Source organism: Cryobacterium sp. 10C3 (assembly GCF_034314285.1).
Taxonomy (GTDB): Bacteria; Actinomycetota; Actinomycetes; order Actinomycetales; family Microbacteriaceae; genus Cryobacterium; species Cryobacterium glucosi.
In genome coordinates this window covers 2,453,223-2,477,806 of record NZ_JAVIWF010000002.1, presented here as the reverse complement: position 1 = coordinate 2,477,806, position 24,584 = coordinate 2,453,223, and the positions used below count along the sequence as shown (strand labels likewise).

At 64.8% G+C, this 24,584-nt stretch carries 20 protein-coding genes; 14 read left to right on the top strand and 6 right to left on the bottom strand.

The features are described from left to right. Window positions 1–61: 61 nt before the first annotated feature. The 5 genes from RGU41_RS12725 to RGU41_RS12705 all read left to right on the top strand — a co-directional run bounded on the left by RGU41_RS12725 (window position 62) and on the right by RGU41_RS12705 (window position 5,353). The gene (locus RGU41_RS12725) at window positions 62–799 is read left to right on the top strand and encodes a glycosyltransferase family 2 protein (RefSeq protein WP_322136396.1); all 738 of its coding nucleotides are present in this window, start codon (window positions 62–64) and stop codon (window positions 797–799) included. After that, complete coding sequence (locus RGU41_RS12720) at window positions 796–1,206, top strand: DUF2304 domain-containing protein (RefSeq protein WP_322136395.1); 411 nt, start codon at window positions 796–798, stop codon at window positions 1,204–1,206. Before RGU41_RS12725 ends, RGU41_RS12720 begins: the two co-directional genes overlap by 4 nt. A gap of 240 nt (window positions 1,207–1,446) precedes the next feature. Beyond that, complete coding sequence (locus tag RGU41_RS12715; RefSeq protein WP_322136394.1) at window positions 1,447–2,952, top strand: DUF2142 domain-containing protein; 1,506 nt, start codon at window positions 1,447–1,449, stop codon at window positions 2,950–2,952. Window positions 2,953–3,167: 215 nt separating this feature from the next. Then, window positions 3,168–4,760: an IS21 family transposase gene (istA, locus tag RGU41_RS12710; RefSeq protein WP_322136393.1), complete on the top strand. Its 1,593-nt coding sequence runs from the start codon at window positions 3,168–3,170 to the stop codon at window positions 4,758–4,760. Next, the gene (locus RGU41_RS12705) at window positions 4,757–5,353 is read left to right on the top strand and encodes an ATP-binding protein (protein ID WP_322136392.1); all 597 of its coding nucleotides are present in this window, start codon (window positions 4,757–4,759) and stop codon (window positions 5,351–5,353) included. Before istA (RGU41_RS12710) ends, RGU41_RS12705 begins: the two co-directional genes overlap by 4 nt. Window positions 5,354–5,546: 193 nt before the next feature. Here RGU41_RS12705 and RGU41_RS12700 read toward each other — a convergent pair whose 3' ends face one another. Continuing rightward, the gene (locus tag RGU41_RS12700; RefSeq protein ID WP_322135676.1) at window positions 5,547–6,299 is read right to left on the bottom strand and encodes an ATP-binding protein; all 753 of its coding nucleotides are present in this window, start codon (window positions 6,297–6,299) and stop codon (window positions 5,547–5,549) included. After that, window positions 6,296–7,864 carry an IS21 family transposase gene (gene istA / locus RGU41_RS12695; protein ID WP_322136391.1) on the bottom strand — a complete coding sequence of 523 codons (1,569 nt, stop codon included), beginning with the start codon at window positions 7,862–7,864 and terminating at the stop codon, window positions 6,296–6,298. Before istA (RGU41_RS12695) ends, RGU41_RS12700 begins: the two co-directional genes overlap by 4 nt. 422 nt (window positions 7,865–8,286) lie before the next feature. Here istA (RGU41_RS12695) and RGU41_RS12690 point away from each other — a divergent pair, with 422 nt between their 5' ends. Continuing rightward, complete coding sequence (locus tag RGU41_RS12690) at window positions 8,287–9,723, top strand: integrase core domain-containing protein (protein WP_322136390.1); 1,437 nt, start codon at window positions 8,287–8,289, stop codon at window positions 9,721–9,723. Window positions 9,724–9,989: 266 nt separating this feature from the next. On the opposite strand, the gene RGU41_RS12685 is transcribed toward RGU41_RS12690, so the two are convergent. After that, on the bottom strand, window positions 9,990–11,525 hold the full coding sequence (locus tag RGU41_RS12685) for a DUF2142 domain-containing protein (RefSeq protein WP_322136389.1): 1,536 nt from the start codon (window positions 11,523–11,525) through the stop codon (window positions 9,990–9,992). A 256-nt stretch (window positions 11,526–11,781) separates the two neighbouring features. Between RGU41_RS12685 and RGU41_RS12680 the strand changes: the two genes are divergently transcribed. The 4 genes from RGU41_RS12680 to RGU41_RS12665 all read left to right on the top strand — a co-directional run bounded on the left by RGU41_RS12680 (window position 11,782) and on the right by RGU41_RS12665 (window position 16,187). Then, window positions 11,782–12,894: a glycosyltransferase family 4 protein gene (locus RGU41_RS12680; RefSeq protein WP_322136388.1), complete on the top strand. Its 1,113-nt coding sequence runs from the start codon at window positions 11,782–11,784 to the stop codon at window positions 12,892–12,894. A gap of 139 nt (window positions 12,895–13,033) precedes the next feature. After that, window positions 13,034–14,044 (top strand): glycosyltransferase family 2 protein, encoded by a 1,011-nt coding sequence (locus RGU41_RS12675; protein WP_322136387.1) that lies wholly within the window; start codon window positions 13,034–13,036, stop codon window positions 14,042–14,044. Window positions 14,045–14,155: 111 nt separating this feature from the next. After that, entirely contained in the window at window positions 14,156–16,021 is a 1,866-nt protein-coding gene (locus RGU41_RS12670; RefSeq protein ID WP_322136386.1) for a hypothetical protein, read from the top strand. After that, a complete protein-coding gene (locus tag RGU41_RS12665; protein WP_322136385.1) occupies window positions 15,972–16,187 on the top strand; it encodes a hypothetical protein in 216 nt (71 codons plus the stop codon). The genes RGU41_RS12670 and RGU41_RS12665 overlap by 50 nt, the downstream gene beginning before the upstream one ends. A 28-nt stretch (window positions 16,188–16,215) precedes the next feature. Here the strand turns inward: RGU41_RS12665 and RGU41_RS12660 are convergent, their stop codons facing one another. Then, entirely contained in the window at window positions 16,216–17,127 is a 912-nt protein-coding gene (locus tag RGU41_RS12660) for a glycosyltransferase family 2 protein (RefSeq protein ID WP_322136384.1), read from the bottom strand. A gap of 85 nt (window positions 17,128–17,212) precedes the next feature. Between RGU41_RS12660 and RGU41_RS12655 the strand changes: the two genes are divergently transcribed. Both RGU41_RS12655 and RGU41_RS12650 read left to right on the top strand, forming a co-directional pair. Continuing rightward, a complete protein-coding gene (locus tag RGU41_RS12655) occupies window positions 17,213–18,457 on the top strand; it encodes a lipopolysaccharide biosynthesis protein (RefSeq protein ID WP_322136383.1) in 1,245 nt (414 codons plus the stop codon). 36 nt (window positions 18,458–18,493) lie between these two features. Further along, window positions 18,494–19,675: a glycosyltransferase family 2 protein gene (locus RGU41_RS12650; RefSeq protein ID WP_322136382.1), complete on the top strand. Its 1,182-nt coding sequence runs from the start codon at window positions 18,494–18,496 to the stop codon at window positions 19,673–19,675. An 8-nt stretch (window positions 19,676–19,683) separates the two neighbouring features. Here the strand turns inward: RGU41_RS12650 and RGU41_RS12645 are convergent, their stop codons facing one another. Both RGU41_RS12645 and RGU41_RS12640 read right to left on the bottom strand, forming a co-directional pair. Beyond that, window positions 19,684–21,000, bottom strand: a complete 1,317-nt coding sequence (locus RGU41_RS12645) for an O-antigen ligase family protein (protein ID WP_322136381.1) — start codon at window positions 20,998–21,000, stop codon at window positions 19,684–19,686. Between the two features lie 68 nt (window positions 21,001–21,068). Beyond that, entirely contained in the window at window positions 21,069–22,373 is a 1,305-nt protein-coding gene (locus tag RGU41_RS12640) for an O-antigen ligase family protein (protein WP_322136380.1), read from the bottom strand. Between the two features lie 92 nt (window positions 22,374–22,465). Here RGU41_RS12640 and RGU41_RS12635 point away from each other — a divergent pair, with 92 nt between their 5' ends. Beyond that, entirely contained in the window at window positions 22,466–24,235 is a 1,770-nt protein-coding gene (locus RGU41_RS12635; protein WP_322136379.1) for an FAD-dependent oxidoreductase, read from the top strand. Then, entirely contained in the window at window positions 24,232–24,534 is a 303-nt protein-coding gene (locus RGU41_RS12630) for a rhodanese-like domain-containing protein (RefSeq protein ID WP_322136378.1), read from the top strand. Before RGU41_RS12635 ends, RGU41_RS12630 begins: the two co-directional genes overlap by 4 nt. The last annotated feature ends 50 nt before the right edge of the window (window positions 24,535–24,584 follow it).

Genomic DNA, 24,584 nt, shown 5'->3' with positions numbered 1-24,584 from the left:
AGAAGAGGTGCCACGTGGGCGTCCCTGCGTGTGCGCAAGGTTAGATAGTTAGACTAAAGCTATGAATTCCCCGTATGAGCGCACCTTAATTGTCATGCCCGCGTTCAACGAAGCCGATACAGTGGGGGACGTCATCAAGGAGGTCTTCGCAAAGCTCCCGGGGGCGCACTGCCTCGTCGTAAACGATGGCTCAGATGATGACACGACGGCCGTTGCGCAGGCTGCTGGGGCGTCCGTGGCGGTGCTTCCCTTTAACCTCGGAGTCGGTGGGGCCATGCGCCTCGGATTCAAGTACGCTCTCGAATACGGCTATGACAATGTTGTTCAAATCGACTCCGATGGACAGCATGACCCGGCCAGTGTCCCTGATTTACTCGCTCAACTTGAGACCGCCGACCTTGTCATTGGGGCGAGGTTTGCCGGCGAAGGCGACTACGAAGTCCACGGCCTGCGCAAGGCTGCAATGCGTTTCCTCTCCGCCATCCTGAGTCGAACCACAAGGACACGTCTGACGGATACCACCTCGGGTCTCAAAGCGTGCGGGCCACGAGCAGTTAGGTTGTTTGCGGAGCACTATCCGGCCGAATATTTGGGTGACACGATCGAAGCGCTAGTCATTGCGGCAAAGGCCGGCTGCGTAATCCTCCAGATTCCCGTAGCGATGCGGCCTCGGGCTGGGGGCAAGCCATCTCACAATCCGATCAAGGCCGCGACGTACTTGGCCCGTGCGTTTCTGGCTCTCGGGTTCGCCTTGGTTCGCCCGCCATCGACACTTACGATGAAAGCCCAAAAACTATGACCGTCACGTCTTACATTTTCGGCATCCTTGCGGCGTTGGCGACTCTTGCCGTCGTCGTTGAGATGCTCCGCCGTCGGCGGCTTCGGGAACGGCACGCTATCTGGTGGCTCATAGCAGGCACTGCCGCGCTTGTGATTGGCGTTTTTCCGGGTGCACTCGAATGGGCGGCCGGATTGGTCGGGGTCGACATACCGACGAACCTTGTGTTCTTCGTGAGTATTGCTGTTCTGGTGCTGGTCTGCATCCAGCACAGTGCTGAGCTCACTGATCTGGAAAGCAAGGCAAGAACATTGGCGGAGATGTCCGCGCTGCAGGACCTGCGTATCGGGCGACTTGAATCATCGGCAAGAGTACGGTCGGTTCGCTCCGAGGGCGCTACCGACGTTCCAGTGCGTCGTCGTCCCTGAACCGCACTGAACCTGAGGTCGGCATTGCGGTGGACGGGAGTGCCGATCTTCGAGTGATGAGGGTGCGAGCTCCTGGGTCCACCGTAGGTAGGCCGAAGTGGTTGGTGAGTTCTCCTTCCACCCCGAATCAGCGTCTCTTGTCGAGGCGGGGTCGGCAGGCGGGGCAATAGAAACTAGAGTTGGACAGTCTGCCGTGCACGTAGCCGGTTAGTGAGACTGCGTCGTTGTGGGGAGCTTGTCATGGGGAATCGTCTGCCAGCCCGAGTCATTGCTGCTGTCGTGGTACCGATTATGCTCTTCATTTCACTGGTAAGTTGGGCGCTTGCCTCTCCCGTAGGCGCGAGTCCCGATGAGGACTATCACCTGGCTAGTATCTGGTGCGGTGGCGGTATCAAGGCTGGAATTTGCGAAACCGGAGACTCGGCACAGACGAGGCAGGTTCCTGCCATTTTGCTTGATTCGTCTCGATGCTTCGCTTTCAAGGCGGATCAAAGCGCATCCTGTACGCAAATGCCGTCGAACGTGATGGCCAACACCACTCGTGGCAATTTCTTCGACCACGGCTACCCACCCGTCTTCTATGCCGTAATGAGCATCTTCGTGAGTAGCGATGTGTCAGCATCCATAGTGCTCATGCGCGCATTCAACGCTTTCCTTTTCGTGGCAGTCGTCTCGGCCTTGTTCTTTCTCCTGCCCCGCTCGCGTCGAGGTCCACTTGTCTGGGGTGCTGCAATTACGATCGTGCCCCTCGGCATGTTTTTGATTCCGAGTGTGAACCCGAGTAGTTGGGCCATTATTTCCGCAGGAACGTTGTGGGTCGCCCTTGTCGGCTTCTTTCGTGAAAAGAACGTGAAACGTCGGGTGGCTTTCGCTGGTATTGCGGCCTTGATGACACTTGTCGGATCCGGTGCCCGCAGCGATTCGGCGGTTTACAGCGTTCTGGCGGTCCTGGTTGCGCTCGTTCTCACGTTCAAGAGGACACGCGGTCATTCGGCTATGTTGTTGCTGCCAATTGTCTTGACAGCGTTCTCGATCTTCATATTCTTCACATCGGGGCAGTCGTCCGTCGTGAATACCGATGGCTTTGATAAGGCGACGGACATCAACGTCTGGGAACTGTTCCAGACGAACGTGGTGCAGCTGCCCCAGCTCTGGGCAGGAGCGCTGGGTACGTTCGGTCTTGGCTGGCTCGACACTGCTATGCCCGGCATCGTCTGGGTGCCGACATTCGCGATATTCGGAGGCTTTGCTTTTTGGGGGCTGCAAAAGGTGGGTGCACGCAAGGCGATCGCTGTCGCGCTCGTTGCGCTGAGTCTCGTTGTCGTGCCCATGTATATCCTTATCCACGATCGCGTACTGGTGGGAGCGGGCGTCCAGCCGCGTTACATCTATCCCCTGATGATCTTGTTCGCGGGCCTGTTGCTGCTTCAGCTCAAGCGCGATGACCTTGGAATGTCACGGACCCAGCTCATCATCGCGGGGAGCCTGGCGACCCTTGCGAATTCGAATGCGTTGCACGTCAATATCCGCCGTTATGTAACCGGAATAGATGTGGTCGATGTGAACCTGAGCACCAGCGTCGAGTGGTGGTGGAATCTGCCGGTCACTCCCAACTGGGTTTGGGTAATTGGAACACTCTCCTTCGCCGGTGCCGTCTTCGGACTCATCGCTTGCGTGACCACGAAAAGGGACGGACTCAGCGGCAATCACTCGTTGAGCGCTACTCGATTTGCCGTGCGAGACTAGCCGAATCTGAGCCTTCACAGGGCTCGATGAGTCCTCCGGACGGGGCTCTCTCATCGAGCGACCTATCGCTGGCGAGTCGCCCTATCGGGTAGCAGTGTTCCGGCGATGCGGTAGCAGGATTCCGGGGACAGGGTAGCGCTCGAAGCGGGTGTGCTGCTCTGCTGTGAAACGACAACACATGGGGTGTTGTCGTTTCACGTTTGGAGTGCTGATTCATGACGGATTATCGAAAGATCCTGGTGCTGTTGCTGGAGGGGCGCAGCTATCGGGACGTGGTGGAGATCGCGGGGTGCTCACACCGCACCGTGGCCCGGGTGAGCCAGGAAATGCAGGCGCGGGGCGTGACCGCGGCGGATTCGGTCAGCGACGCTGACCTGGCCGGGTGGTTCCCGGACGGGCGCAGGAAAGTGTCCGAGGAGTATGACCAGCCCGACCTGTCTCGGGTGCTGGCGTCGATGAAGGCGAACCGGCACTTCACCTTGTTGTTGGCCTGGCGCCGCTATGTCGATACGAAGGACACGGGCAAGAAGTATGGCTATTCGCAGTTCTGCGCCCTGTTCACCGACTACGTCCGCAGCCACGACCTGGTCGCGGTGCTGAACCACGAGCCGGGCCGGGCGATGCTGGTCGACTGGGCCGGCGACACCATCGAGCTGGTCGACGCGATCACTGGCGAGGTCACGAAGGCGGTGCTGTTCGTCGCGGTGCTGCCGTTCTCCGGGCTGATGTTCTGCCGCGCGTTCATTGATATGAAATCGCCGGCCTGGCTCAACGCCCACGTTCAGGCGTTCGCGTTTTTCGGCGGGGTGCCGCAGATCATCGTGCCGGACAACCCGACGACGGCGACAAACCGGTCCCACCCCGGCGATGCGGAGCGGGTCGTGAACGCCCGCTATCAACAGCTCGCCGACCACTACCAGTGCGCGATCGTCCCCGCCCGAGTGAAGAAGCCCCGGGACAAGGCGTCGGCCGAGAACGCGGTGAACGTCGTCAACAAACGCGTCATCGGGTATCTCGAGGACGATGTCTTCACGACCCTGGCCGAGTTGAACGACGCGATTGTTGAGCGGGTGCGGGAGATCAACCACGATATCCGCCGCGCTGACGGCTCGACCCGGTGGGAGAGGTTCGACGCCGAAGAGAGGCAGCTGCTGGGATCGTTGCCGGACGCGGCATTCGAAGACGTCCAGTGGAAGGAGCTCAAGGCAGGCCGCAACTACCACGTCACCGCCGACACCCAGCGGTATTCAGTGCCGTTCGCGTTGGCCGGCAAGCTGTTGCGGGTGAGGCTGACCGCCTCGACGGTGACAGTGTTCGACGGGAACGACATCCTCTGCGAACACCCGCGGTTGACGGGACGGAAGGGCCAGTACTCGACCCTGCCGGAGCATGTTCCACCGCAGCACCGCAATATCGACGGGCTGTGGTCCAGGCGGTGGTTCACCGATCGGGCCCGCAGTTTCGGCCCGGCGACGGTCACGGTGATCGAGCAGATCCTCGACGCCCAGAGCATCGAGGCGCAAGGGTATCTGGCCTGCCAGAACATCCTCGACGGGCTCGGCAAGAACAACCGGCAACGGCTGGACGCCGCCTGCCAGGAGCTACTGAACCGCCGGACCCATCCGACCTATACGACGCTGAAACACCTCATGGCCACGATCGACAGCGACGCGAAGAAACCCAAGCCGTTGATCCCGGCAGCCTCGACCCGCAAGCGCGGCAGCACCGTCGTCTTCCGGGATGTCGGACCGGACGTCTATGTTCGCGACGCGTCCCACTACGAGATCAGCGACGGGACCGGGCGATGAGCTTCACGAGTATCGACTACGACAAGTTCCGCGCGCTGCGGGTCACCCATGTTGCGACCCGGCTGGAGGAACTCATCCAGGACGAGGCCAACGACACCCTCACCCCGGAGCAGCTGTTCCTCACCGCCGTTGACGACGCGTTGGAATCCCGGCGAGTGAACAAGGTCGAGCGGCTGATCCGCCAGGGACAGTTCCCGATTCCCGCAGCAACAGTCGCGGAAGTCGATTACCGCGACGGGCGCGGCATCACCCCGGTTCGGATGCGCCGTTATGCCGCCCATCAGTGGCGGGCGGATTCGACGAACCTGCTCATCATCTCGCCCAGCGGAGGCGGGAAAACCTACCTCGCCTGCGCGCTCGGGATCAGCGCCTGCCAGAGCGAACACACGGTCGCCTACCTCCGGATGGACGACCTCGCCCGGAGGCTCGTCATCGCCCGCGGCAACGGCATCGCGCACCAGAAGCTGCTGAACGAGCTCTCCAACATCGACCTACTCATCATCGATGACTTCCTCACCGTCGGCATCGACAGCGATGCCGCCAGCGACTTGTTCGCCGTGCTCGCGAACCGGGAACACCGGTGCCGACGATGATCGCCTCACAAACCGGACCCGCGCACTGGGTCGCCGAACTCCCCGACCGGGTCGCGGCGGACTCCATCGTGAACCACTGAGTATTTGCGGGTTTGGGGGCCAGTGAGTATTGCCTTCGGGGGCCACTGATATTGCCGCCGGGTGCCAGGCTGTCGCGCGGTCGGGGGCCGCTGGCTCCCGACCGCGCGAACCTTTATGCGTTGACCTGTCCGGCGGTGTGTTCTCGCATGTTGTGTCCGCCGGTCTCGACCCAGATGGTGTTGTGCACGATGCGGTCCATGATCGCGTCGGCGTGAACTCCGGAGCTGAGGCGTTGGTGCCAATCCTTCTGGGCGTATTGAGTGCAGAACACCGTTGATGCCTGGTCGTAGCGGCGCTCGAGGAGTTCGAGCAGCATGCTCCTGGTGCTCTCGTCGGGCTCGTCCAGGAGCCATTCATCGATTACCAACAGCGAGAACGCGGCGTACTTGTTCAGAAACTTCGTCGACCCGGACGGCTTATCGCGGGCCAGCTGCCAAGCCTCTTCGAGCTCCGGCATCCGAATGTAGTGCGCTCGCACCCGGTGCCGGCAGGCGGCCTTCGCCAGCGCGCAGCCCAGATACGATTTCCCCGACCCGGTGAAGCCCTGGAAAACGACATTCTGCTGTCGATCGATGAACGAGCAGGTGCCGAGCCCCGCGAGCATTGACCGGTCGAGGCCGCGTTCTTCGACGAGGTCCAGGCGGCGCAGGTCAGCGTTTGGGTAGCGCAGGTTCGCCCGGCGAATCAGCCCCTCGACTTTGGTCTGGGTGAAGACGGAGTGCGCGTCGTCAACGGCGAGTTTGACTCGCTCCTCGAACGCGAGGCCGAGGGTGAGGGTGGCGTCCTGGGCGTCGAACGCGTCCAACAGGGTGGCCACTCCCATTTCACGGAGCTTGCGTTTGGTCTCGATATCGATCCGGCTCACCGTGCACCGCCTCCGTAGTAGTCGGCGCCGCGGACGTATCCGCCCGATTCAGGTTCGACGGGTTCGAAGCGTGGAATCCTGCGGATGCCTGTCTTGTCTTGCCCGGTCTCCAGGATCGGTTGCAAGTGCGCATACTGGGGCGAGCGAACACGACCCTCCAAAGCGATCTGGCACGCTTTCTCCACTCGCTCGCTGGAGTAGCGGCGGCTCAGCCGCAGCACGGCCAGCGCGGCGTCGAACCCCTGTTCTTCCACCGGCACGGCCTCGAAGATCCTGTTCACCACGGTCACCATGTTCGGTCCGACTCGTTCGGCCCAAGCCCGGATCCGGACGGTGTCCCACTCCCGATACTTCTCGCCCTGGGGCTGGTCGCCATCGTTGGTGCGGTATTCGTTCACGACATGCTCACCCAACAACAGGTGGCTGGTGAGCCGCTCATGGTTGCGATAGACCTCGAGCACCTGGCTGGTGATGCGCAGGTCGACGCCCTGTCCGATATGCGCGTAGGGGACGGAGTAGAAGTTCTTCTCCCAGACCACATGCCCGTTCTTTTGCACCCGACGCCCCACGATCCACCGGCTGATCTCGAAAGGCGCCGACGGCAACGGCCGCAACAGCGCCTTCTCCTCAGTTTCGAACACGCTGAGGCGGGAGCCGGCGCGTTTCTGGAACGGTTCCCGGTTGTAGGCATTCATCCGCTCCCGGATCGCGGCCCGCAGTTCGGGAAGCGTTCCGAAGCTCCGATGACGCAGTCCGGCGATCACCCAAGTAGCAACATGAGAGACCGTGTTCTCCACGGACGCCTTGTCTTTGGGTGACCGGGGTCGGCCCGGCAGCACCGCGGCCGAGTAGTGCGCCGCCAGTTCCCGGTAGGCGTCGTTCAACACGACCTCACCCTCGCGAGGGTGCTTGATTACGCCGGTCTTCAGGTTGTCGGGCACGATCCTAGGAACCGTTCCGCCAAACCATTCGAACATCGCGACGTTGGCCAGGAGCCAGGTGTCTTGCCGCATATCCAACGCCGGTTCCACGAACGCATACCGAGAAAACGGCAGGCACGCGACGAACAAATACACCCGAGACGTCTCGCCCGTGACCGGGCCGGTGAGTTGCATCGTTGGCCCCGACCAGTCGACCTCGACCGTCCGCCCGGCCTTGTGGCCCACCCGCGACGCCGCCCCCGTGACCAGGGTGTGCGCCGCGTAGGACTTGCAGAATCGGTCATATCCCATCGCCGGCTGCCCTGTCACCGTGCAGCCGTCGACGTACTCGCCATGGAGCAGCTTCAGCGTCACCCCGACCTTGGCGAGCTCTTTGTGCACCCCGTCCCAATCAGGCTGCACGAACACACTCTCGTGTTCGCCCCGGCCCGGGAACAGCAGCGCATACACCTCGGCCTCGCTGCGGCCGGCATGGCCGTCACTGCCGACGCCGGTCTTCTCCGCGGCATCGAACACCGCCAGCACACTCTTCCGCGACATGCCCTGCGCGAGAGCGATCGCGCGCCCCGTCATGCCCTCGGCGCGGAGTTGAAGCACGAGCTTCGCGTTGATCCTTCGTACCATTGTTGATTACTCCTTCTGCCGGGTGCCTATACACGCGGCGGAAGGAGCTAAGCAGACGGCCCCCAACAGCAATATTCGGTGGCCCCCGAGCGCACTACTGGCCACACCGCCCGGTGGCCCCCAAAGTCAATAACGGTGGCCCCCACAAGCGCTAATACTCACCAACCACGCCCGAATCATCAACCTGGGCCAGATCGACATGCGCCGGCACCGCAACGAACAAACCCGCAGCCACGACACCTACTGGGAGTGACACCACAGCGGCCCGGGCAAACAGCCCGGGCCGCTACCACTTCCCCAGAAGAGCACTACCGGATCGCCGGAATGTCCTGTCTCAACGCATCGTGGACACACGATCTCATGACATCGTGGACAGGATGTCTCACAGCTTCGGAGACACTTGCGCCGGTGATAGTCGGGGGATGACGAATTCTCTTTCTCCCCAGACTCGTGCCGCGATCATGAACTACGACCCGACCCAGCCGCACGCGCTGTCGATTACCGGGTTCTGCCGCTCGCTGAAGATCTCTCGGAGCGTGTTCTACAAGATCCGAGGTCGAGCTGCCCACGAGGCTGCTGCTGCATTGCACCCGCGCTCCCGAGCCCCGAAGGTCCCAGCCCGGCGGTATGGGCAGGTGGTCGTGAATGAACTGGTGAAGATCCGCAAAAAGCTCAAGGCGGATGGCTGGGATTATGGTCCCCGCTCGGTCTACTACGAAGCTGCCATGGACGACGGGTTTCCGGGAGGGCAGGTGCCGTCGGTGGCGACGATCGCGCGTCTGCTGGCCAGCGTCGGGCAGGTGGACGCGTCGCCAAAGAAGCGACCGAAGTCGTCATACATCCCGTTCGTGCGCGCGACGGTGATGTCGCTGTGGCAGCTGGACGCGTTCGAGTACCGGCTGGCTGGCGGGCAGGTCGTCACGGTGTATCAACTGCTCGACGACGCCAGCCGATACGACGTGGGCACCAACGTGTATTCGCGTCATGAGAACAGTGCCGACGCCAAGGACGTGCTCGAACGGGCTATCGCCGCGCACGGGGCGCCCCAGGAGGTGCTCTCGGATAACTCGCTGGCGTTCAACCAGCTGCGGGCAGGCACGATCGGCTCCGTGGAAATTTTTCTGGCATCGAAGGGGACCATGCCGATCAGCGGGCTGCCGGGCAAGCCCACCACACAGGGGAAGAACGAGCGCTCCCACCAGACGCTGATCCGATACCTCGACGCCGACCGGCCAGCAACTCTCGAGCAGCTACGCTCCCGGATCCAGCGATTCCGGGAGCACTACAACAACCGCCGACCGCATCAAGCCCTCGAACACGCCACGCCGCGGGCCGCGTGGGACCTACTCGAACACACGCCGGCGACCGAGCCGATCCCGCTGTCGGTGCTGGAAGCGAAAGCCTCAGAGTACCGGCAGGCTCGCTCGAGACGACAGTCAGACCTTCACCGGGCGTCGTTGACGATCTCCAAGACCGGACAGATCCTGCCCGACGACAGCGCGCGACCACAGACCGCCGATCAGTCACTCGTGGAGGTCACTAAAGCGAACCGGCAGGTCTACTTTCAGGGTTACCACGTCTCCCTCCCGACAACGTACGCCGACCGCACGTTCTACCGGACGATCACCGACGACGAGTTCTTGCTCACCGACCCTGTCACCGCTGAGATCGTGTTCTCGTTCCCGCTGCCGATGGTCGCGCTGAACGTCCGAGGCCGATACGTCGCCTCGTACTCTATTCAGGGCGTCAGCGTGGCCCACCCGACGAAGGCCTGGGAACACAAGAACGCGGAGTATCAGACCCAGTTCGCCCAGCGCCAGACCGACCTCCCCGCAGTGCTCGGCGAGCCAGGGCGGTAGCTGTGCACGAAGCCATGAGACCCAGCGTCTACGAAGTGATGAGATCCACTGTCCACGATGCCACGAGATCACACACCGGATCGCCGGAACAGCGCTACCCGATGAGGCGACGCGCCATATCGCCATATCTACTGAATCCTCCGTTCGCCTTTAGGCCAGGAGAAGTGCGGCCAAGGGACTGCCTGACCTGCCCAAGTCGCCAGGCTAGGTCGCCCTCGTGGGAAGGTTCGCCGGTGAGAGGTGGCAGTGTGTCGGAGATCGTGGCCTCAGCGAGGCTTCTTGTCCCTCACGGCGACAGGCGCAGTCTGGACCGATAAGTTCGGTGTCGTGTATGAGGCATGAAACTGCACGGCGAGGATCGCGAGGGCGGCCGCGAAAGCGATAGTCCCGATCGCCCAGACCGCCATGGGCGACGGAGCGCCCTGCCACCACCATTCTGGTTGCACGTTGAGATTCCATCCCACCACGTCGAGTCCCGTGACATATCTCCGAATGTTGAAGTGAAGAGCAACGGAATTGGCCACACCGAGTCCGGCGACAACGACGGTTGTTTGCGAACGGGTGATGTTCAGAGGCGCTCCGGAACGCTGCACGAGGGAGATCCCGGCGAGAAGGATTACGAGGGGAAGCACGTATCGAGGCTGGACTTGCTCGCCGACTATGGCCTTTGACTGTAAGAGGACAAACAGCGGAACCAGCCAAAGTGCTGCGAGCACTCCCGCAATTGCGATTGCTTTCCGCCTGCTCATGTAACGAAGCCCTGTGAACGTGATCGCGCAGTACACCCCAACACCAATAACGGCCACGATGGCGGGTAGATGGGTATCCATCCAGCCCAGATTCCCTAGGCCGAGCGTGCCTGCCCAGAGCTCCGGCACGTTGAGGAAATTAATGAATAGTAAGTACTGAGAGCTCCGGTGCGGATCTGGAGGGGCATCTGAGGGGAGACCCGAGGTGGCAAATGATGCTTGCCCGGCGGAGAAATAGAAGAATGCCGCGACGAGCGCCAATCCCAAAGGCAACAGAAACGAGACTAGGAAACGCCTGCGCACGTTCATCTTGAGTACCGTGACGGCCAGGATTGCAACGATCGCATAGATCGCAGCATCGGCGCGTGCTGACGCCCCCATCACAGTGGCAAGAACGGCAACAACGCCCAGACTGGTCTTGCGACGGCCTGTGGTTTCAAAATAGCCGAGGAGTGAAATCCACAGAGTTCCGGCGGAAATGACGGCCCAACTGCTGGGGTTGTTTGACGGAATCAGGAACATTCCAAGTGGCACAACGGTGACGGCCAGGCTGGCCACTAAGGCGGTTCGTCGTGAGCGTGGCAGTAAGAAGAAGAGCCACGTCGAAAGCCCAATGAACAGGGCCGCATTGACGAGGCGCATCAGGACTATCGAGACAGCCACATTATTGCCGGCGAGAAGCCCCATCAATGCATAAAACACCGGAGGATAGGCGCCGGACCAGTTCCCGTGAGAGGTCGGAGTGAGTGTCGTCGAATACGACGTGACTGCCGAGGTCTGGCATGCCGCGCTTAAATCTCCTTTAAAAGCGAAGCAATAAGAGTCGGCTAGTGCCTTGGGAATAAGCCGCCAATCGGGATTGACACCGCTTTCGCACAAGCCGGGCCGCAGACCGTCCCCGCACCAGATGCTTGCGAGGTGGAAGTTGTCGTCGGGGCTGGCCCCAGCGGGTGACGCCACTGACCAGCTGCCTAGCGCAACAAAAAGTAGGATCGGAGCGAGTATGGCGGCCAGTAGACCTTTTCGGGTGCTGGTCAGGCCTATTCGTTTCACGTCGCGATCCTATCCGGCTGTGATTCCGCTGGTCGCACGCCACGACGTCTTCTTCCCACCACTGCAAGGCAGGAGGTGCCAGTCGTTACGAGTCCTCGGTTCCTCACCAGTTTCGACGCCACTTGAGAATGGTAGACCACCCCACTCGATGCTGTGGCAGTCGGTATCCCGGATAGACTCGGTGCGATGGAAGAATGGCCGTCCCTGAGAGCGAGCAAAGACAGTGTCTGAAGACGCCCCCACAGAGGATGTGCGGGTGGCCATAGTCGTCAATAGCTATCCGCCCCGTCTAGGGGGCCTCGAGAGTCACGTCATTCAGCTGGCCACCGAATTGAAGTCGGCTGGGGCGCGGGTACTCGTCATCTGTCTCGCCGAGCAAGCGTCGGACACTCTTGAAGCCGGAGTGCGTGTGATCCGGTTGAAGATGCACTTTCCCATAGCGTCGGTCATTTCCTTTCCTGCGTATGGGACGACTCGTAGGTTGAGTCGTTTGCTTGTTTCCGAAAACATCAACCTGGTGTCGACGCATACGAGGTTCTTCCCGATGTCCTATGTGGGGCTTCGTGCCGCAGCCAGTCGCAGGATCCCCGTCATTCATACGGAACATGGGGCCGGCTTCGTGAAGAACCCGTCGAACATGATTCAAATGTTTTCTCGATTGGTCGATCTCACATTCGGGCGCTTCGTGCTTCGCGGTGCGGCGCAGGTGCTGGCTGTCTCTGAGCAGTCGGCGCAATTCGTCTCCTATCTTGCTGGAATCGATGCGCGAGTCTTTCCGAATGCCCTACAAATGGCGAACTGGCCGAGCAACGGGGTTTCCCAGACTCTGAACGGAATCGCATTTCTCGGCAGGCTCGTGCCCGGCAAAGGATGGGAAACCGTCATCGACGTTGCTGCTGAGCTTATTAAGGTTCGTGGTTTTGACGACCTCGTCGTGCATATCCTGGGGGACGGTCCGGATGCCGATGCTGTGATCGCGAGGGTTCGCCTTCGAGGGATTGAACAGTCCGTCGAGATTCACGGTCATGCCCAACTGGAAGAGGTCAGAGACGCATTAAGTCGTTCGGTGCTTGTAAACCCGAGCGAACTCGCTGAAGGATTCCAAGTGACGCTCCTCGAGGCAGTTGCTGCTGGCGCTCAGATCGTTTCGTATCCGGTTCCATCCGTCCCGCCGTTGCTCGCTGACGGCGGACCTGTTCGTCTTGTGTCGCGTGGGTCCTTCGACAATCTCGTGGATTCTGTCCAGGACGCACTGCGGAATCCAATGCCGCCGATGTCGCGGGCGGTTCTTGAGGCTCGATGGTCATGGCGGATACGTTCGCGTGAGTATCTTGCCCTTGCGCGTAAAGTGACGACGTCCCGACAGTGAACAATCGACGCTGGAGCCCATTGGCATGCCGTAGCGAACGCACGAGATCCGATTCCAACCGGTCGTCCACGGTCGACCGCAAAGTCCGCCCGGCGTTCCCGGTTCCGCGCTCGCGGCATGCTCGTGACGGGAGCGTGAGATGAGCGGCATCGAGTCGCGATCGCCCGTGTCGGTCGCCATGTGCACGTTCAATGGGGCGGCATACGTAACGGAGCAGCTCCGGAGCATCCTCGGCCAGACTCGGCCTCCCGCCCAGATCGTGGTCTCCGACGACGCGTCGAGTGACGGGACCCCCGAACTCGTGGAGTCCGTCGTGGCGGAGTGGCGCGCCCGTAATCCCTTGGGCGCCATTGAGGTGCGGGTGATTCGCAACGCGAGCGGGCTCGGCGTGACCGGGAACTTCGAGCAGGCCCTCGCAGCATGCTCGGGCGATATCCTGGCGCTGAGCGACCAGGACGATATCTGGCATCCACGTCGGCTCGAACTCATGACGGCAGAATTCACCCGCAGGCCGGAGCTGGTGCTGTTGCACACCGACGCCCGCCTGGTCGACGGCGACGGGCATCCGCTGGGGATGACCCTGCTGCAGACCCTCGGTGTGACCGACGTCGCGAAAGCCCTCGAACACGACGGGCGGGCCCTCGAGCTGCTGGTGCAGCGGAATATCGTGACGGGGGCGACCATGATGGTGCGTCGCGAGCTCCTCGAGCGGGCACGGCCGTTTCCAGCGGCCTGGGTGCACGACGAATGGCTGGCAATGGTCGCGGTGCTGACGGGAACGATGGATCTGCTCGACGAGCAACTCGTGGACTACCGCCAGCACGATGCCAACCAGATCGGCGTCACGAATCTCGACACAGCCGGACGACTCGGCAGGCTCCGAGCGCCACGTACGGAGCGGAACAGGCGGCTCCTTGCGCGTGCTCGGGCATTGGCCGAGCGAGCGCCGTCGTTGTTGGGGCCGACCGCCGAACCCAGCGTCCTGTACCTGCTCGAAGACAAGCTTGCCCACGAAGTCGTGCGCAGTTCGTTGCCCGCGGCGTACGCGGCGCGCATCCTCCCCGTTGTCCGTGAGTGGCGTACCGGACGTTACGCCCGGTTCGGGCTTGGCGCCCAGGACGTGCTGCGCGACCTTGTGCAGCCCGTCTAGGCCCTTTCGATGGCCCTGGCACCAATCGTCTACTCTGGGTGAGGGTCGGCGCCGGGGGTGCCCGTGGCCCCGATGCGGACGTATTCCGCGCAAGTGATGGAGGAACTCGCCGTGCCACAGGATCTGACGCCCGTTGTCGGGCGATCGCGACTGCACGCCTGGCGCGACGGCTATCGGCGGTTCACCGAACCGGGTACGGACGGCCTGCCGCGCATGCGGGTCCTCCTCGCCTTCCCCGCGCTGCTCCTGATCCTGGGCATCGTGCTCGTCGCACTCGGAATCAACGGGTCGTCCTCAGGCGTCTTCCACAGCCAGATCGCCTACGGCAGCGACTCGAGCCTGATCGCGGGCACGCCACAGCTCACCAGGTCCGATGAATGGAACGTGCAGACCGTGTGGGCGATCGCCCAGGTGCAGCAGGGGCTTCCGCTCGTGAACGAGACGTTCCCCGGCGGGATGGATGCGACGTTGCCGCAGGACCTGCCCCGGGTCGACTGGACGGTGGCCTTCCGGCCGCACCTCTGGGGATTCATGGTCATGGACGTCGACCACGCGATCGCCTTCAAATGGTGGCTCCCCGGGCTCGCACTGGCGGCCGCCGCGTACATGTTCCTCGTCACGTTGCTGCCCAGGCGGCCCGGCGTCTCCGCGATGATCGCAGTCGGATTCCTCTACAGCCCGCTCTTCCAGTGGTGGTACCTGTCCACGACGCTGTGGCCGGTCGTGTGGGCACTCACCGCCATGACGTCGTTGATCCACGCGTTCTCGAGCAGCTCCCTGCGGTCCCGATGGGGCTGGGCGGCCCTCGTGGGCTACCTCACGGTGGTCATGGCGACGGGCATCTACGTGCCCTTCATCGTTCCGGCGGTACTTGTCGTGTTGTTCTTCGCGATCGGCCTCGTGGTCGAGCGTCGCCGGGAGAACCCTGGGCTGCGGGCAGTGCTCTCTCGGGTCGGACCGGTGCTCGTGGCCGGCGTCGCGGCATCCGCCGTCACGGTTCTCTGGCTCGCGACCAAACTCACGACCGTCGAGGCGTTCCTCGGCACCACGTACCCGGGCAACCGGGTGACACCGACCGGTGGCGGCAGCCTGCTGAGTTTCGCCTCGGCGATCGGATCCTCGTTCACGCAGACTCTCAATGCGCAGCGCCCAGGCCTGCTCGGAGCGAACGGCTCTGAAGCATCGACCTTCTTCTACATCGGCATCTACCTGCTGCCTGTCGTCGGTTGGATCGTGTTCAGGCAGGCCAGGGCGAAGCGGAAGCTGCCCTGGACGCTCATCGGGCTCACCGCCGTGGTCCTGCTGCTGCTCGCCTACCTGTACGTGCCCGGATGGGATGCGATCGCCCGGCTCCTGCTGCTCGACAAGACCAGCCAGAACCGCGTGCGGCTGGGCATGGGGCTTGCGTCCCTCGGCCTGCTCGCCTACGTGCTGCGCTACCTCGACGAACACCGGGTGCGCGCAGGCTTCTGGATCGCCGCGATCTCGGCCGGCCTCTTCGCGCTCTCCCAGGCCGCGATCGGATACGTGGCCATCCGGCACCTCCCCGGAATGCTCGAGGCCGTGCAGCTCTGGTGGCTCTGGGCGCTGCTCTCAGCGGCGGCCATCTACTTCGCCGCGCGGCGTCAGCCGAGGCTCGCCGCGACCGCGTTCCTGATCGTGACGATCGCCGGCTCTGGCCTGACCAACCCGATCTACAGCGGGGTGCTCGATCTGCGCGAGACGGCGGTGTCCCGGGCCGTCGTCGCCCTCGACGCTTCCGGCGCCGAAGACCTGGGTCGGTATCGGCGGCGGACTCACGACTGCGGTGCTGCTGGAGTCCGGCGTGCGTGCGGAGAACGGCTTCCAGGGTGCACCCTCCCGCGCAATGTGGGGCGTCATCGACCCGGCGAACCAGTACGCCTTCCAGTGGAACCGACTCGCCGGCGTGAGCTGGGTCGCGGGCCCCGGGGAGCCCGTTGTCTCCAATCCCGCTGAGGACCAGATCCGGGTCACCTTCGACGCCTGCTCCGCGTTCGCGCAGGCGAACGTGGGCTACGTGCTCGCAGACGACCACCGTCTTGACTCGACCTGCCTGAAGCCCGTGCAGGCTTTCGAGCTGCCGAAGGCGACCCTGGAGATCTACCAGGTCGTCCCGCGCTAGAAACACGCCGCCCGGCTCTCGCCGGCACTTACTGGCGTTCGGCCAGCTCTGCGAGGCTCAGGCCGAGGGCGTGCCTGGCCAGAATGCGGATGCCGGCCGTCTGGCGGGCGGAGACGGCCTCGGGCAGGCGCGTGAGGGCATTGATCCGCGAGGAGATGTGCCAGCGGGCCGTGCGGGCCGCCCGAGGCCAGCCGTGCTCCTCGAACTCGGCCGCGAGTGCCCGGAAGAAGCGCTGCTCTTCGACGAATCTGCTGCCCTCCGCCGCCCGCCACGACGAGACGCTCGAGGCATGACGGCGATACTCGAAGACGACCTCGTCGTCGAGCAGCAGGCTGCCGCCCTGGAACGCCACGTCGAGGGCGAGGCCGAGGTCCTGGATGACCGAGAGGTTCGGCCGGAACCCCACCGCGGCAACGGCCGAGCGGCGCCAGGCGATCGCGGGGAAGTTCATCCAGTTGCCCCTCGTCACGCTCACGGCGAGCTTCTCGCCGCCCAGCTCGATGGTGCCGCGCACGTGCGGGCGGTAGAGCGCCTTCATCCGGTCGACGAGCGGCCGGTAGACCCGGCCGTCGCCGTCGATGACCCGGGTGCCCGGATGGATGAAGTCCGCGGTCGGATGCGCCTGGCCGAGCGCCTTGACCCGGGCGACATAGCCGGGCAGCATCACGTCGTCGCAGCCGAAGATGGTCAGCCACTCGTTCACTGCCAGGTCGATCGAGGCCTGGAAGTTCACGTTGATGCCCGCGTTCACCGGGTTGCGCCGGTAGACGATCCGCGGATCTGCGAGGCCAACGAGCCACTCGCCGGCCGTGACGTCGGGATAGCAGTCGTCGATGACGACGAGACGCCAGTCGGGATCCGTCTGCGCGAGGACGCTCTCCACGGCGATGCGGAAATGGTCGACGCGGCCGTAGAACGGCATCATGATGTCGAGTGTCACGCGGTTCTCCCTCGCGGCATCCGGTTTCGGAACCGCTGCTTCCGTGTTCGCCGAGTAGCATTCACAGGTGAAACCATCTTCGCTCATGTCCCAGGCAGCCATCTCCACCGGTGGTGTCCTCGCTCAGGGACTGGCCCGTTTTGCCTACACGGTGCTGATCGGCCGCGTGATGGGGCCGGAGGATCTGGCTCACGTTTCGGCCTGGATCGCCCTGGCCTTGATCCTCTCGCTGCTCTGGCCGACCGGGGCGGGAAACGCGGCAGCGCACTTCCTCGCGCACGAGCGTGCACTCGGCCATTCTCCTGTTCCCGCCCTCCGCCTGATCCAGCGCTCGTTCTGGATCTCCTGCGCCGGAATGCTGCTGATCGGGCTTCCTGTCGCCATGATCGCGCTCGGGGCGGACATCGGCGACACCATCGCGATCGGGGTGCTGATCGTGACGTGGTCCGGCTATGTCCTCGCGCGGGGGATCGAGGTCGGCCTCGGCCGGATCACGTCTGCGGCAATCTGGGACGTGATCTCCTCGGCGACGACGATCGGGCTCCTCACGATGGTCCTGGTGACACGCCTTCCCGGGGCGCTCCTCTGGCCGATCGCGATCGGCTACGCCGTCTTCGCGCTGCACTCGCTCCGTGGCGCACACCTCGGCCACGACGAGCTCCGGCAGGAGAGCGGGCTGGAGCCGGCGCGCGTCCTGAAGTTCATCTCCTGGAATTCCCTCGGATTGCTCGCCTCGAACGGGCTGATCCAGTTCGCGATGGTGTTTGTATTCATCGTCGAGCCACCGCTCACGGCCGGGTTGTTCGCCGCGGCGATGTCGCTCGCCACCCCCGCGTCGATGCTCAGCCAGGCCATCACCCAGGTGCTCATCCCGCGCTTCACCGAGTGGGTGGCGGCCGATCGGGTCGCCTCGCGGCGTCGGTACCTGATGGTGTTCGGAGTGATGTTCCTCGGCCTCGGCGCCGTCTTCGGAGCTGTCGCCCTCGCCAGCCCGATCGTCGTCGACGTCGTCTTCCACGCGACCTACCGGGAAGCCGCACCGATCATGGCCTTCCTCCTGATCGGGGTCTTCGCCTTCTCGATCTCCCTGGTCGCCACGGCATACCTGCTGACGACGGGGCGCACCTGGGTTGCGACGGCCGCCTCGGTCGTCGGCCTGGTCGTTGGCCTGATCGTCATGGTCGCGGGCACGCCGGTACTGACCGGGTCGTGGGCGGCCGTGGCCGGAGTCATCTCCGGGTATACCGTGACCGCAGTGTGGGTCATCGCCGCATCGTTCGGGCGCGTGCAGGCGGATGCCCCGCGCGGCATCCGTGTTCCACTCGTCTAGGGTGAAGGATTAGCTGTAACCGCCGTCCCGAAGGAAATGATGTCCGACACGTCTGTCGCCGAGCTCGAACTGTCCATCGTCATGCCGTGCCTGAATGAGGCCGAGACGCTGGCGATCTGCATCGACAAAGCCCAGGGTTACCTGGCGCGGTCAGGAGTCCGCGGAGAAGTCGTCATCGCCGACAACGGCAGCACCGACGGATCCCAGCAGATCGCGATGGAGCACGGCGCCCGCGTCGTCGACGTCGCGGCCAAGGGCTACGGCAACGCCCTGATGGGCGGCATCGAAGCCGCCAAAGGCACCTATGTGATCATGGGTGACGCCGACGACAGCTACGACTTCAGTTCCCTCGACCAGTTCGTCGAACGGCTCAGGGCCGGCGACGAACTCGTGATGGGCAACCGGTTCCGCGGCGGCATCGAGCCCGGCGCCATGCCGCCCCTGCACAAGTACCTCGGCAATCCCGTGCTCTCGACCATCGGGCGGATGCTGTTCCGCTCGGAGATCCGCGACTTCCACTGCGGCCTGCGCGGCTTCAACCGGCAGTCGATCCTCGACCTCGGCCTGATCACGACCGGCATGGAATTCGCCAGCGAGATCGTCGTCAAGTCGACCCTCGACGGCCTCCGGGTGAGCGAAGTGCCCACGACGCTCAAGAAGGACGGACGCAGCCGTCCGCCGCACCTCCGCAGCTGGCACGACGGCTGGCGCCACCTCCGGTTCCTGCTGCTTTTCAACCCGCGCTGGCTGTTCCTGATCCCCGGTTCCGTCGCGTTCGCCCTCGGAATCCTCGGCTCCATCCTGCTCGCCTTCGGGCCGGTGCAGATCGGCACCGTGGGCCTCGACGTGTCCAGCCAGGTCTATCTCGCAGCGCTCGCCGTCGTGGGCTACCAGGCGATGCTCTTTGCGCTGCTGACGAAGCTCTACGCGCAACACGAGGGTTTCCACCTGCCGCGCAGCCGGGCCTTCGAACGGTTCGCCCAGCGGGCGAGCCTCGAAAGCGGCGTGATCGTCGGCCTGATCCTCTTCGTGATCGGCTTCGCCGTTGCCATCCTCCAGCTGAGCGTCTGGGCCGCCTCCGGATTCGGCGCCCAGGACCCCGTCGACACGATGCGGCTCGCCGTTCCGGCCGCCCTGTTCATGATGCTCGGGTTCCAGACCGCGATGTCGGGGATGTTCCTCGGGATCCTGTCCATCGACATCCGTCGCCCGCGCTAGCGACAGCTCTACTCGGCCCCGTCGTCGGTTTCGGGCGGGCGGGGCCTGGGCTGCAGCCCGCTGCGCCAGCTCTTGCCCTGCGCGGCCGTGAGGGCGCAGATCAGGAGCAGCAGCCAGCCGGCCTCCACGAGAACAGTGCTCTCCGCGAGGCTCGTGACGATCAGCACCACGAGGATGAGCGGCGCCCACGCGTAGATGAGGGTGCGCTTGTTTGAGGCGAGCACCCAGGACCGCCAGAAGGCGAGCACGACGAGGACCAGGAAGCTCAGGAAGCCGATCAGGCCGAGCTGGAAGTACACATCGAGGAACGCGTTCAGTCCGGTCTCGTAGTGTCGGCGGGTGCTGAAGTCGAGCCACCCGTACGGGGTCGCGGTCCCCGGCCACAGGCCCGACCAGCCCCAGCCCTCGAGCGGGTGCAGACCCACGAGGCGCCACATCTCCCGCCACAGGGTCGCGCGCACGCCGAATTCGCTGCGGGCGTTGAGCGCTTCGACAATGGCCCCGCGGGTGAGGAACGCGACGACCCCGGCGACGACGGTCACGCCGAGGAGGGCGAACTGCAGCAACCGGCGGCGCGGCTGGGGAGTGTTGCGCAGCCAGGTCAGGGCGAGACCGGCGAAACCGACGAAAACCGCGACGATGAAGATGACCGGAGACCCGGTGAGCAGGAGGCAGGCGGTCGCCCCGATCAGCGAGACGATCGCCACCCCGCGCCGCACCGACCGGGTCCGCAGCTCGATGACGAAGGTGACACCCGCGATGAGGGCAGCGAACCCGAGCGCGTTGCGGGAGCCGAAGATGCCCTGGATCGGGCCGAGCTCGTCAAGATGCCCCTGGATGTCGAGGAACCGGATCGGCGCGTCGAGCAGCAGTCCGGCGACGATCTCGAGGGCGACGGAGGTCGCGAGCAGCACCCGGAGCACGTCCCCTGTCGCCCGCACGATCTGGATCATGGTGCGCGCGAGCACGATGTAGTGCGCGAGGAAGGCGAAGGCGAGCTGGTAGATGAGCCCGATCGCCGTCGCGAACGGGTACCCGGTCCAGAGCAAGGACAGTGCGCACCAGCCGAGGAAGACCAGGATCGAGATCGGCAGCAGCCCGTGCCATTCGATCTGTTTCCTGCGGGCGACGAGGGAGAACGCGGCGAGTACGACGAGTCCGCCGAGCACGCCGATCAGGCCGGGCCAGCCGACCAGCCCGCGCAGGAAGACCGAGCCGAACGCTGTCGCGATCGTCGCCTGGGTCAGCGCCGTGGCGAAGTGCGGGCCCCGGAAGAGCCGCATGAGTGCCCTCGGTAGTTCGGGGGAGTGCGCGCGGGAGTTCATGGGCTTCCTAGGCTACCCGCCGGCATCCGCCCCGCCCGGTCTGGCGTGTTTCGCAGTCACACGGATGCCTAGGGCATCGGCCGGTTCAAGGCCTGCTGTCTCTTGGTGGTGACGCTGACGAGCACGAGGAGAACCCAGCCGTATTCGATGAGCAGCCGGCTCTCTGCGACACTCTGGGCGATGAGCGCGGCCATCAGGAGCAGCGGGAGCAGGGCGGAGACGGTGTACGGGGCGGTGTCGGAGACGGTCGTGCGCGGCCGGTCGACCGCGAGGAACCAGGACCGCCAGAGTGCGCCGGCGACGATCGCGACGAAGGCGATGAGGCCGATCACCCCGACCTGGAACCAGACGTCGAGCCAGGCGTTGTGCGCCTGCAGGTAGACGACGCCCTTGCGGTTCGCGAGGCCCGCGAAGGGTTCGGCCCACGGCACCCAGTAGCTGACCCAGCCCCAGCCGAATGCCGGCCGCTGCTCGGCGAGGCCGGTGACGCTCGCCCAGATGTCGAGGCGGCCGGTGAGGTCCTCGCTTTTACCGAAGAGGCTGAGCAGCCACGGCGACAGGGTTGCCACCGCGACCCAGCCGGCGACGATGAGGCCTGTGGCGGCGACATAGACGGGACGGCGGCGCTGCGGGCCGCGGCGGCGGGTCCAGAGGGCGAAGATCAGCACGATCGCGACGAAGCCGGCGGCGAGGGTCACGGTCGCCGAGCGGGTCAGCACCAGCACGACCGCGGCGGCGGCGAGCCAGGCGATGCCCCAGCCGCGCCGGACTGTGCGGGCGGCGAGCTGTACCGCGAAGACGATGACCGCAAGGAGAGCGACGAAGCCGAGCAGGTTGCGGTTGGCGACGATGCCCTCGATCGGGCCGCCGTGGAAGAGCAGGCCGCGGGACCAGTAGAACGCGTCCGGGATCTTCTCGCCGGGGTAGGACACCCAGAGCGGGAGCACCGGCTGCCGCACGAAGGCGCCGACGATCACTTCGAAGAGCAGCGACAGGGCGATCACCCAGCGGAGCGCCGCGGCCAGGGTGCGGAGCAGTTCGGCCCAGCTGAGCACGAGGGCGAGGAAGAGCGCGGCGATCGTCGTGGCCCAGAGCACGGCGACGCCGATGGCCGAGGCGCCCGGGTAGAAGGACCAGGCGATGGACAGCGTCGTGATCACGAGGAAGACGCCGATCGAGCGCGGGAACTTCGACCAGACCCAGTCCGGCTTCAGGCGGACGAGCAACACCACGCTGCCGACGAGAACCACGACCGCGATGGCGCCGAAGCCCCACCAGCCGAGCAGGTTGCGCCAGAATTGACCGGCGAGGGCCGTGAAGAACACGAGCGTCGCAAAGGACCGGACGACGAAACGGCTCTGTACGGCGGGCATGAGTCCTAGAGTACTGCCGGGGTTCCCGCCCGGCTGCTGTCGAGCACACAGCCACCCAGACATTTTTATACCCATGGGGGTATAGTTCAGCCATGAAGATTCTTATTGTGGGCGGAGTGGCCGGCGGCATGTCCGCTGCGACGCGGATGCGCCGGCTCGACGAAGCGGCAGAAATCATCGTATTCGAGCGCGGGCACTACGTGTCCTTCGCGAACTGCGGGCTGCCGTACTACGTGGGCGGCCTCATCGAAGACCGGTCGGCGCTGCTGCTGCAGACGCCCGAGTCACTCGCGAGTCGTTTCCGCCTCGACGTGCGCATCGACCACGAGGTCACCGGCATCGACCGTGCGGCCCGGACGGTCAGCGTGCGGGACACGGTGACGGGGACCATCACGACCGAAGGCTATGACCGTCTGGTGCTCGCGGCAGGGGCGACGACCCGCAGCGTGCTCCCTGCCGGGTCGGACCTGCCGGTGCACACCCTGCGCACGGTCGACGACGTCGACCAGATCACCGCGCTCCTCACGCGCGCGTCCGGGCCGGGCTCCGCTGTCACTGGCCCCGCCGCCACGGTCGCCGCCGTCGTGATCGGCGCCGGCTTCATCGGCCTCGAAGCTGTCGAGAACCTCGTCCTGCGCGGCGTGCAGGTCACGGCCGTCGAATTCGCCGGCCAGGTGCTCGGGCCGCTCGACCCCGAGATGGCGGCCCCGGTTGCCGCGGTGCTGAAAGCGCACGGCGTGGACGTGCGGGTGGACACCTCGGTGCGGGGCACATCCGCCGGGCGCGTGCTGCTCAGCGACGGAACGGATGTCGCGGCTGACCTGATCATCGAGGCGACCGGAGTGCTTCCGGACACCTCGCTCGCCGCTGCGGCCGGACTGCGGATCGGCGAGAGCGGTGCGATCTGGGTGGACGACACCCAGCGGACGAGCGACCCGCTCATCTATGCCGTAGGCGACGGCGCCGAGAAGATCGATGCGATCAGCGGCGGGCCGACCCGGATCGCAATGGCCGGGCTCGCCAACCGGCACGGCCGCGCCGCCGCGGACAGCATTGCCGACAGCGCAGCCGGCGCTTCCGGGGTCGCCGTCGCCGCGGAGCCGGCCTTCGGCGTCGCGATCGTCGGCGTCTTCGGCACGACCGTCGCCATGGTCGGCTGGAGTGAACGGCGCCTGCTGGCCTCCGGCCGGGGGCACCGGGTCGTGCACACCCACCCGAGCGACCACGCCGGTTACTACCCGGGGGCCGAGCAGATGTCGGTCAAGCTCCTGGTTGATGCCGCGACGGACGCGATCCTCGGCGCCCAGATCGTGGGCGGTCACGGGGTCGACAAGCGGATCGACGTGATCGCGACGGCGATGGCCGGCGGGCTGACGGCATCCGCTCTCAGCCGGCTGGAGCTCGCCTATGCGCCGCAGTACGGCTCGGCGAAGGATCCGATCAACCAGCTCGGCTACGTCGCGGACAACCTCGCGGCCGGCACCACCCGCAGCCTGCAGTGGCACGAACTGTCCGCGGCGCTCGCCGCGGGCGAGGCGTTGGTCGATGTGCGCACGGCGGGCGAGTTCGCGGCCGGGAGCATCCCGGGGGCGGTCAATGTGCCGCTCGACGAGCTCCGCGACCGGTTCGGCGACCTGCCGGCCGGGCCGCTCGTGGTGCACTGCCAGGTCGGGCAGCGCGGGCACACCGCCGCGCGGCTGCTCAGCCAGCTCGGCCGTGAGGTGCGTAACCTCGATGGAGGCTACAAGACTTGGGCGGCGGGGGCCGCGGCGCTCGCCGCGTCGCCCCGCGCCGCGGTCGCTCCTGCTCCTCCTGTTTCCCCCGTAGTTCCCGCTCTCTCCACCGAAAGGATCGTCGCATGAAGGAAATCACCGTCACGGAACTCGCCGCGCTCGACCACCCCGCCGTCGTCGACGTGCGCGAACAGTCCGAATACGACACTGTCCACGCCGAGGGAGTGCGGTTGATCCCGCTCGGCGAGCTCGTGCAGCGCGTCGACGAGGTGCCGCGCACGGGCCCCGTCTACGTGGTGTGCCACCTCGGCGGGCGCAGCGCCCAGGCGACCGGCTTCCTCGCGGCGCAGGGCATCGACGCGATCAACGTCGTCGGCGGCATGGACGCGTGGCAGCGCGCCGGGCTGCCCGTTTCCGGAAAGGCCTGAGATGACTACTGAAACTGTCGCCGTAGCGGATGCCGCCGTTCAGCCCACCG

Bases quoted from the DNA above. Each gene is read 5' to 3' on its own strand.
- RGU41_RS12725 (WP_322136396.1), top strand. From the start codon at position 62: ATGAATTCCCCGTATGAGCGCACCTTAATTGTCATGCCCGCGTTCAAC.
- RGU41_RS12720 (WP_322136395.1), top strand. From the start codon at position 796: ATGACCGTCACGTCTTACATTTTCGGCATCCTTGCGGCGTTGGCGACT.
- RGU41_RS12715 (WP_322136394.1), top strand. From the start codon at position 1,447: ATGGGGAATCGTCTGCCAGCCCGAGTCATTGCTGCTGTCGTGGTACCG.
- istA (WP_322136393.1), top strand. From the start codon at position 3,168: ATGACGGATTATCGAAAGATCCTGGTGCTGTTGCTGGAGGGGCGCAGC.
- RGU41_RS12705 (WP_322136392.1), top strand. From the start codon at position 4,757: ATGAGCTTCACGAGTATCGACTACGACAAGTTCCGCGCGCTGCGGGTC.
- istA (WP_322136391.1), bottom strand. From the start codon at position 7,864: ATGGTACGAAGGATCAACGCGAAGCTCGTGCTTCAACTCCGCGCCGAG.
- RGU41_RS12690 (WP_322136390.1), top strand. From the start codon at position 8,287: ATGACGAATTCTCTTTCTCCCCAGACTCGTGCCGCGATCATGAACTAC.
- RGU41_RS12675 (WP_322136387.1), top strand. From the start codon at position 13,034: ATGAGCGGCATCGAGTCGCGATCGCCCGTGTCGGTCGCCATGTGCACG.
- RGU41_RS12655 (WP_322136383.1), top strand. From the start codon at position 17,213: ATGTCCCAGGCAGCCATCTCCACCGGTGGTGTCCTCGCTCAGGGACTG.
- RGU41_RS12650 (WP_322136382.1), top strand. From the start codon at position 18,494: ATGATGTCCGACACGTCTGTCGCCGAGCTCGAACTGTCCATCGTCATG.
- RGU41_RS12645 (WP_322136381.1), bottom strand. From the start codon at position 21,000: ATGAACTCCCGCGCGCACTCCCCCGAACTACCGAGGGCACTCATGCGG.
- RGU41_RS12640 (WP_322136380.1), bottom strand. From the start codon at position 22,373: ATGCCCGCCGTACAGAGCCGTTTCGTCGTCCGGTCCTTTGCGACGCTC.
- RGU41_RS12635 (WP_322136379.1), top strand. From the start codon at position 22,466: ATGAAGATTCTTATTGTGGGCGGAGTGGCCGGCGGCATGTCCGCTGCG.
- RGU41_RS12630 (WP_322136378.1), top strand. From the start codon at position 24,232: ATGAAGGAAATCACCGTCACGGAACTCGCCGCGCTCGACCACCCCGCC.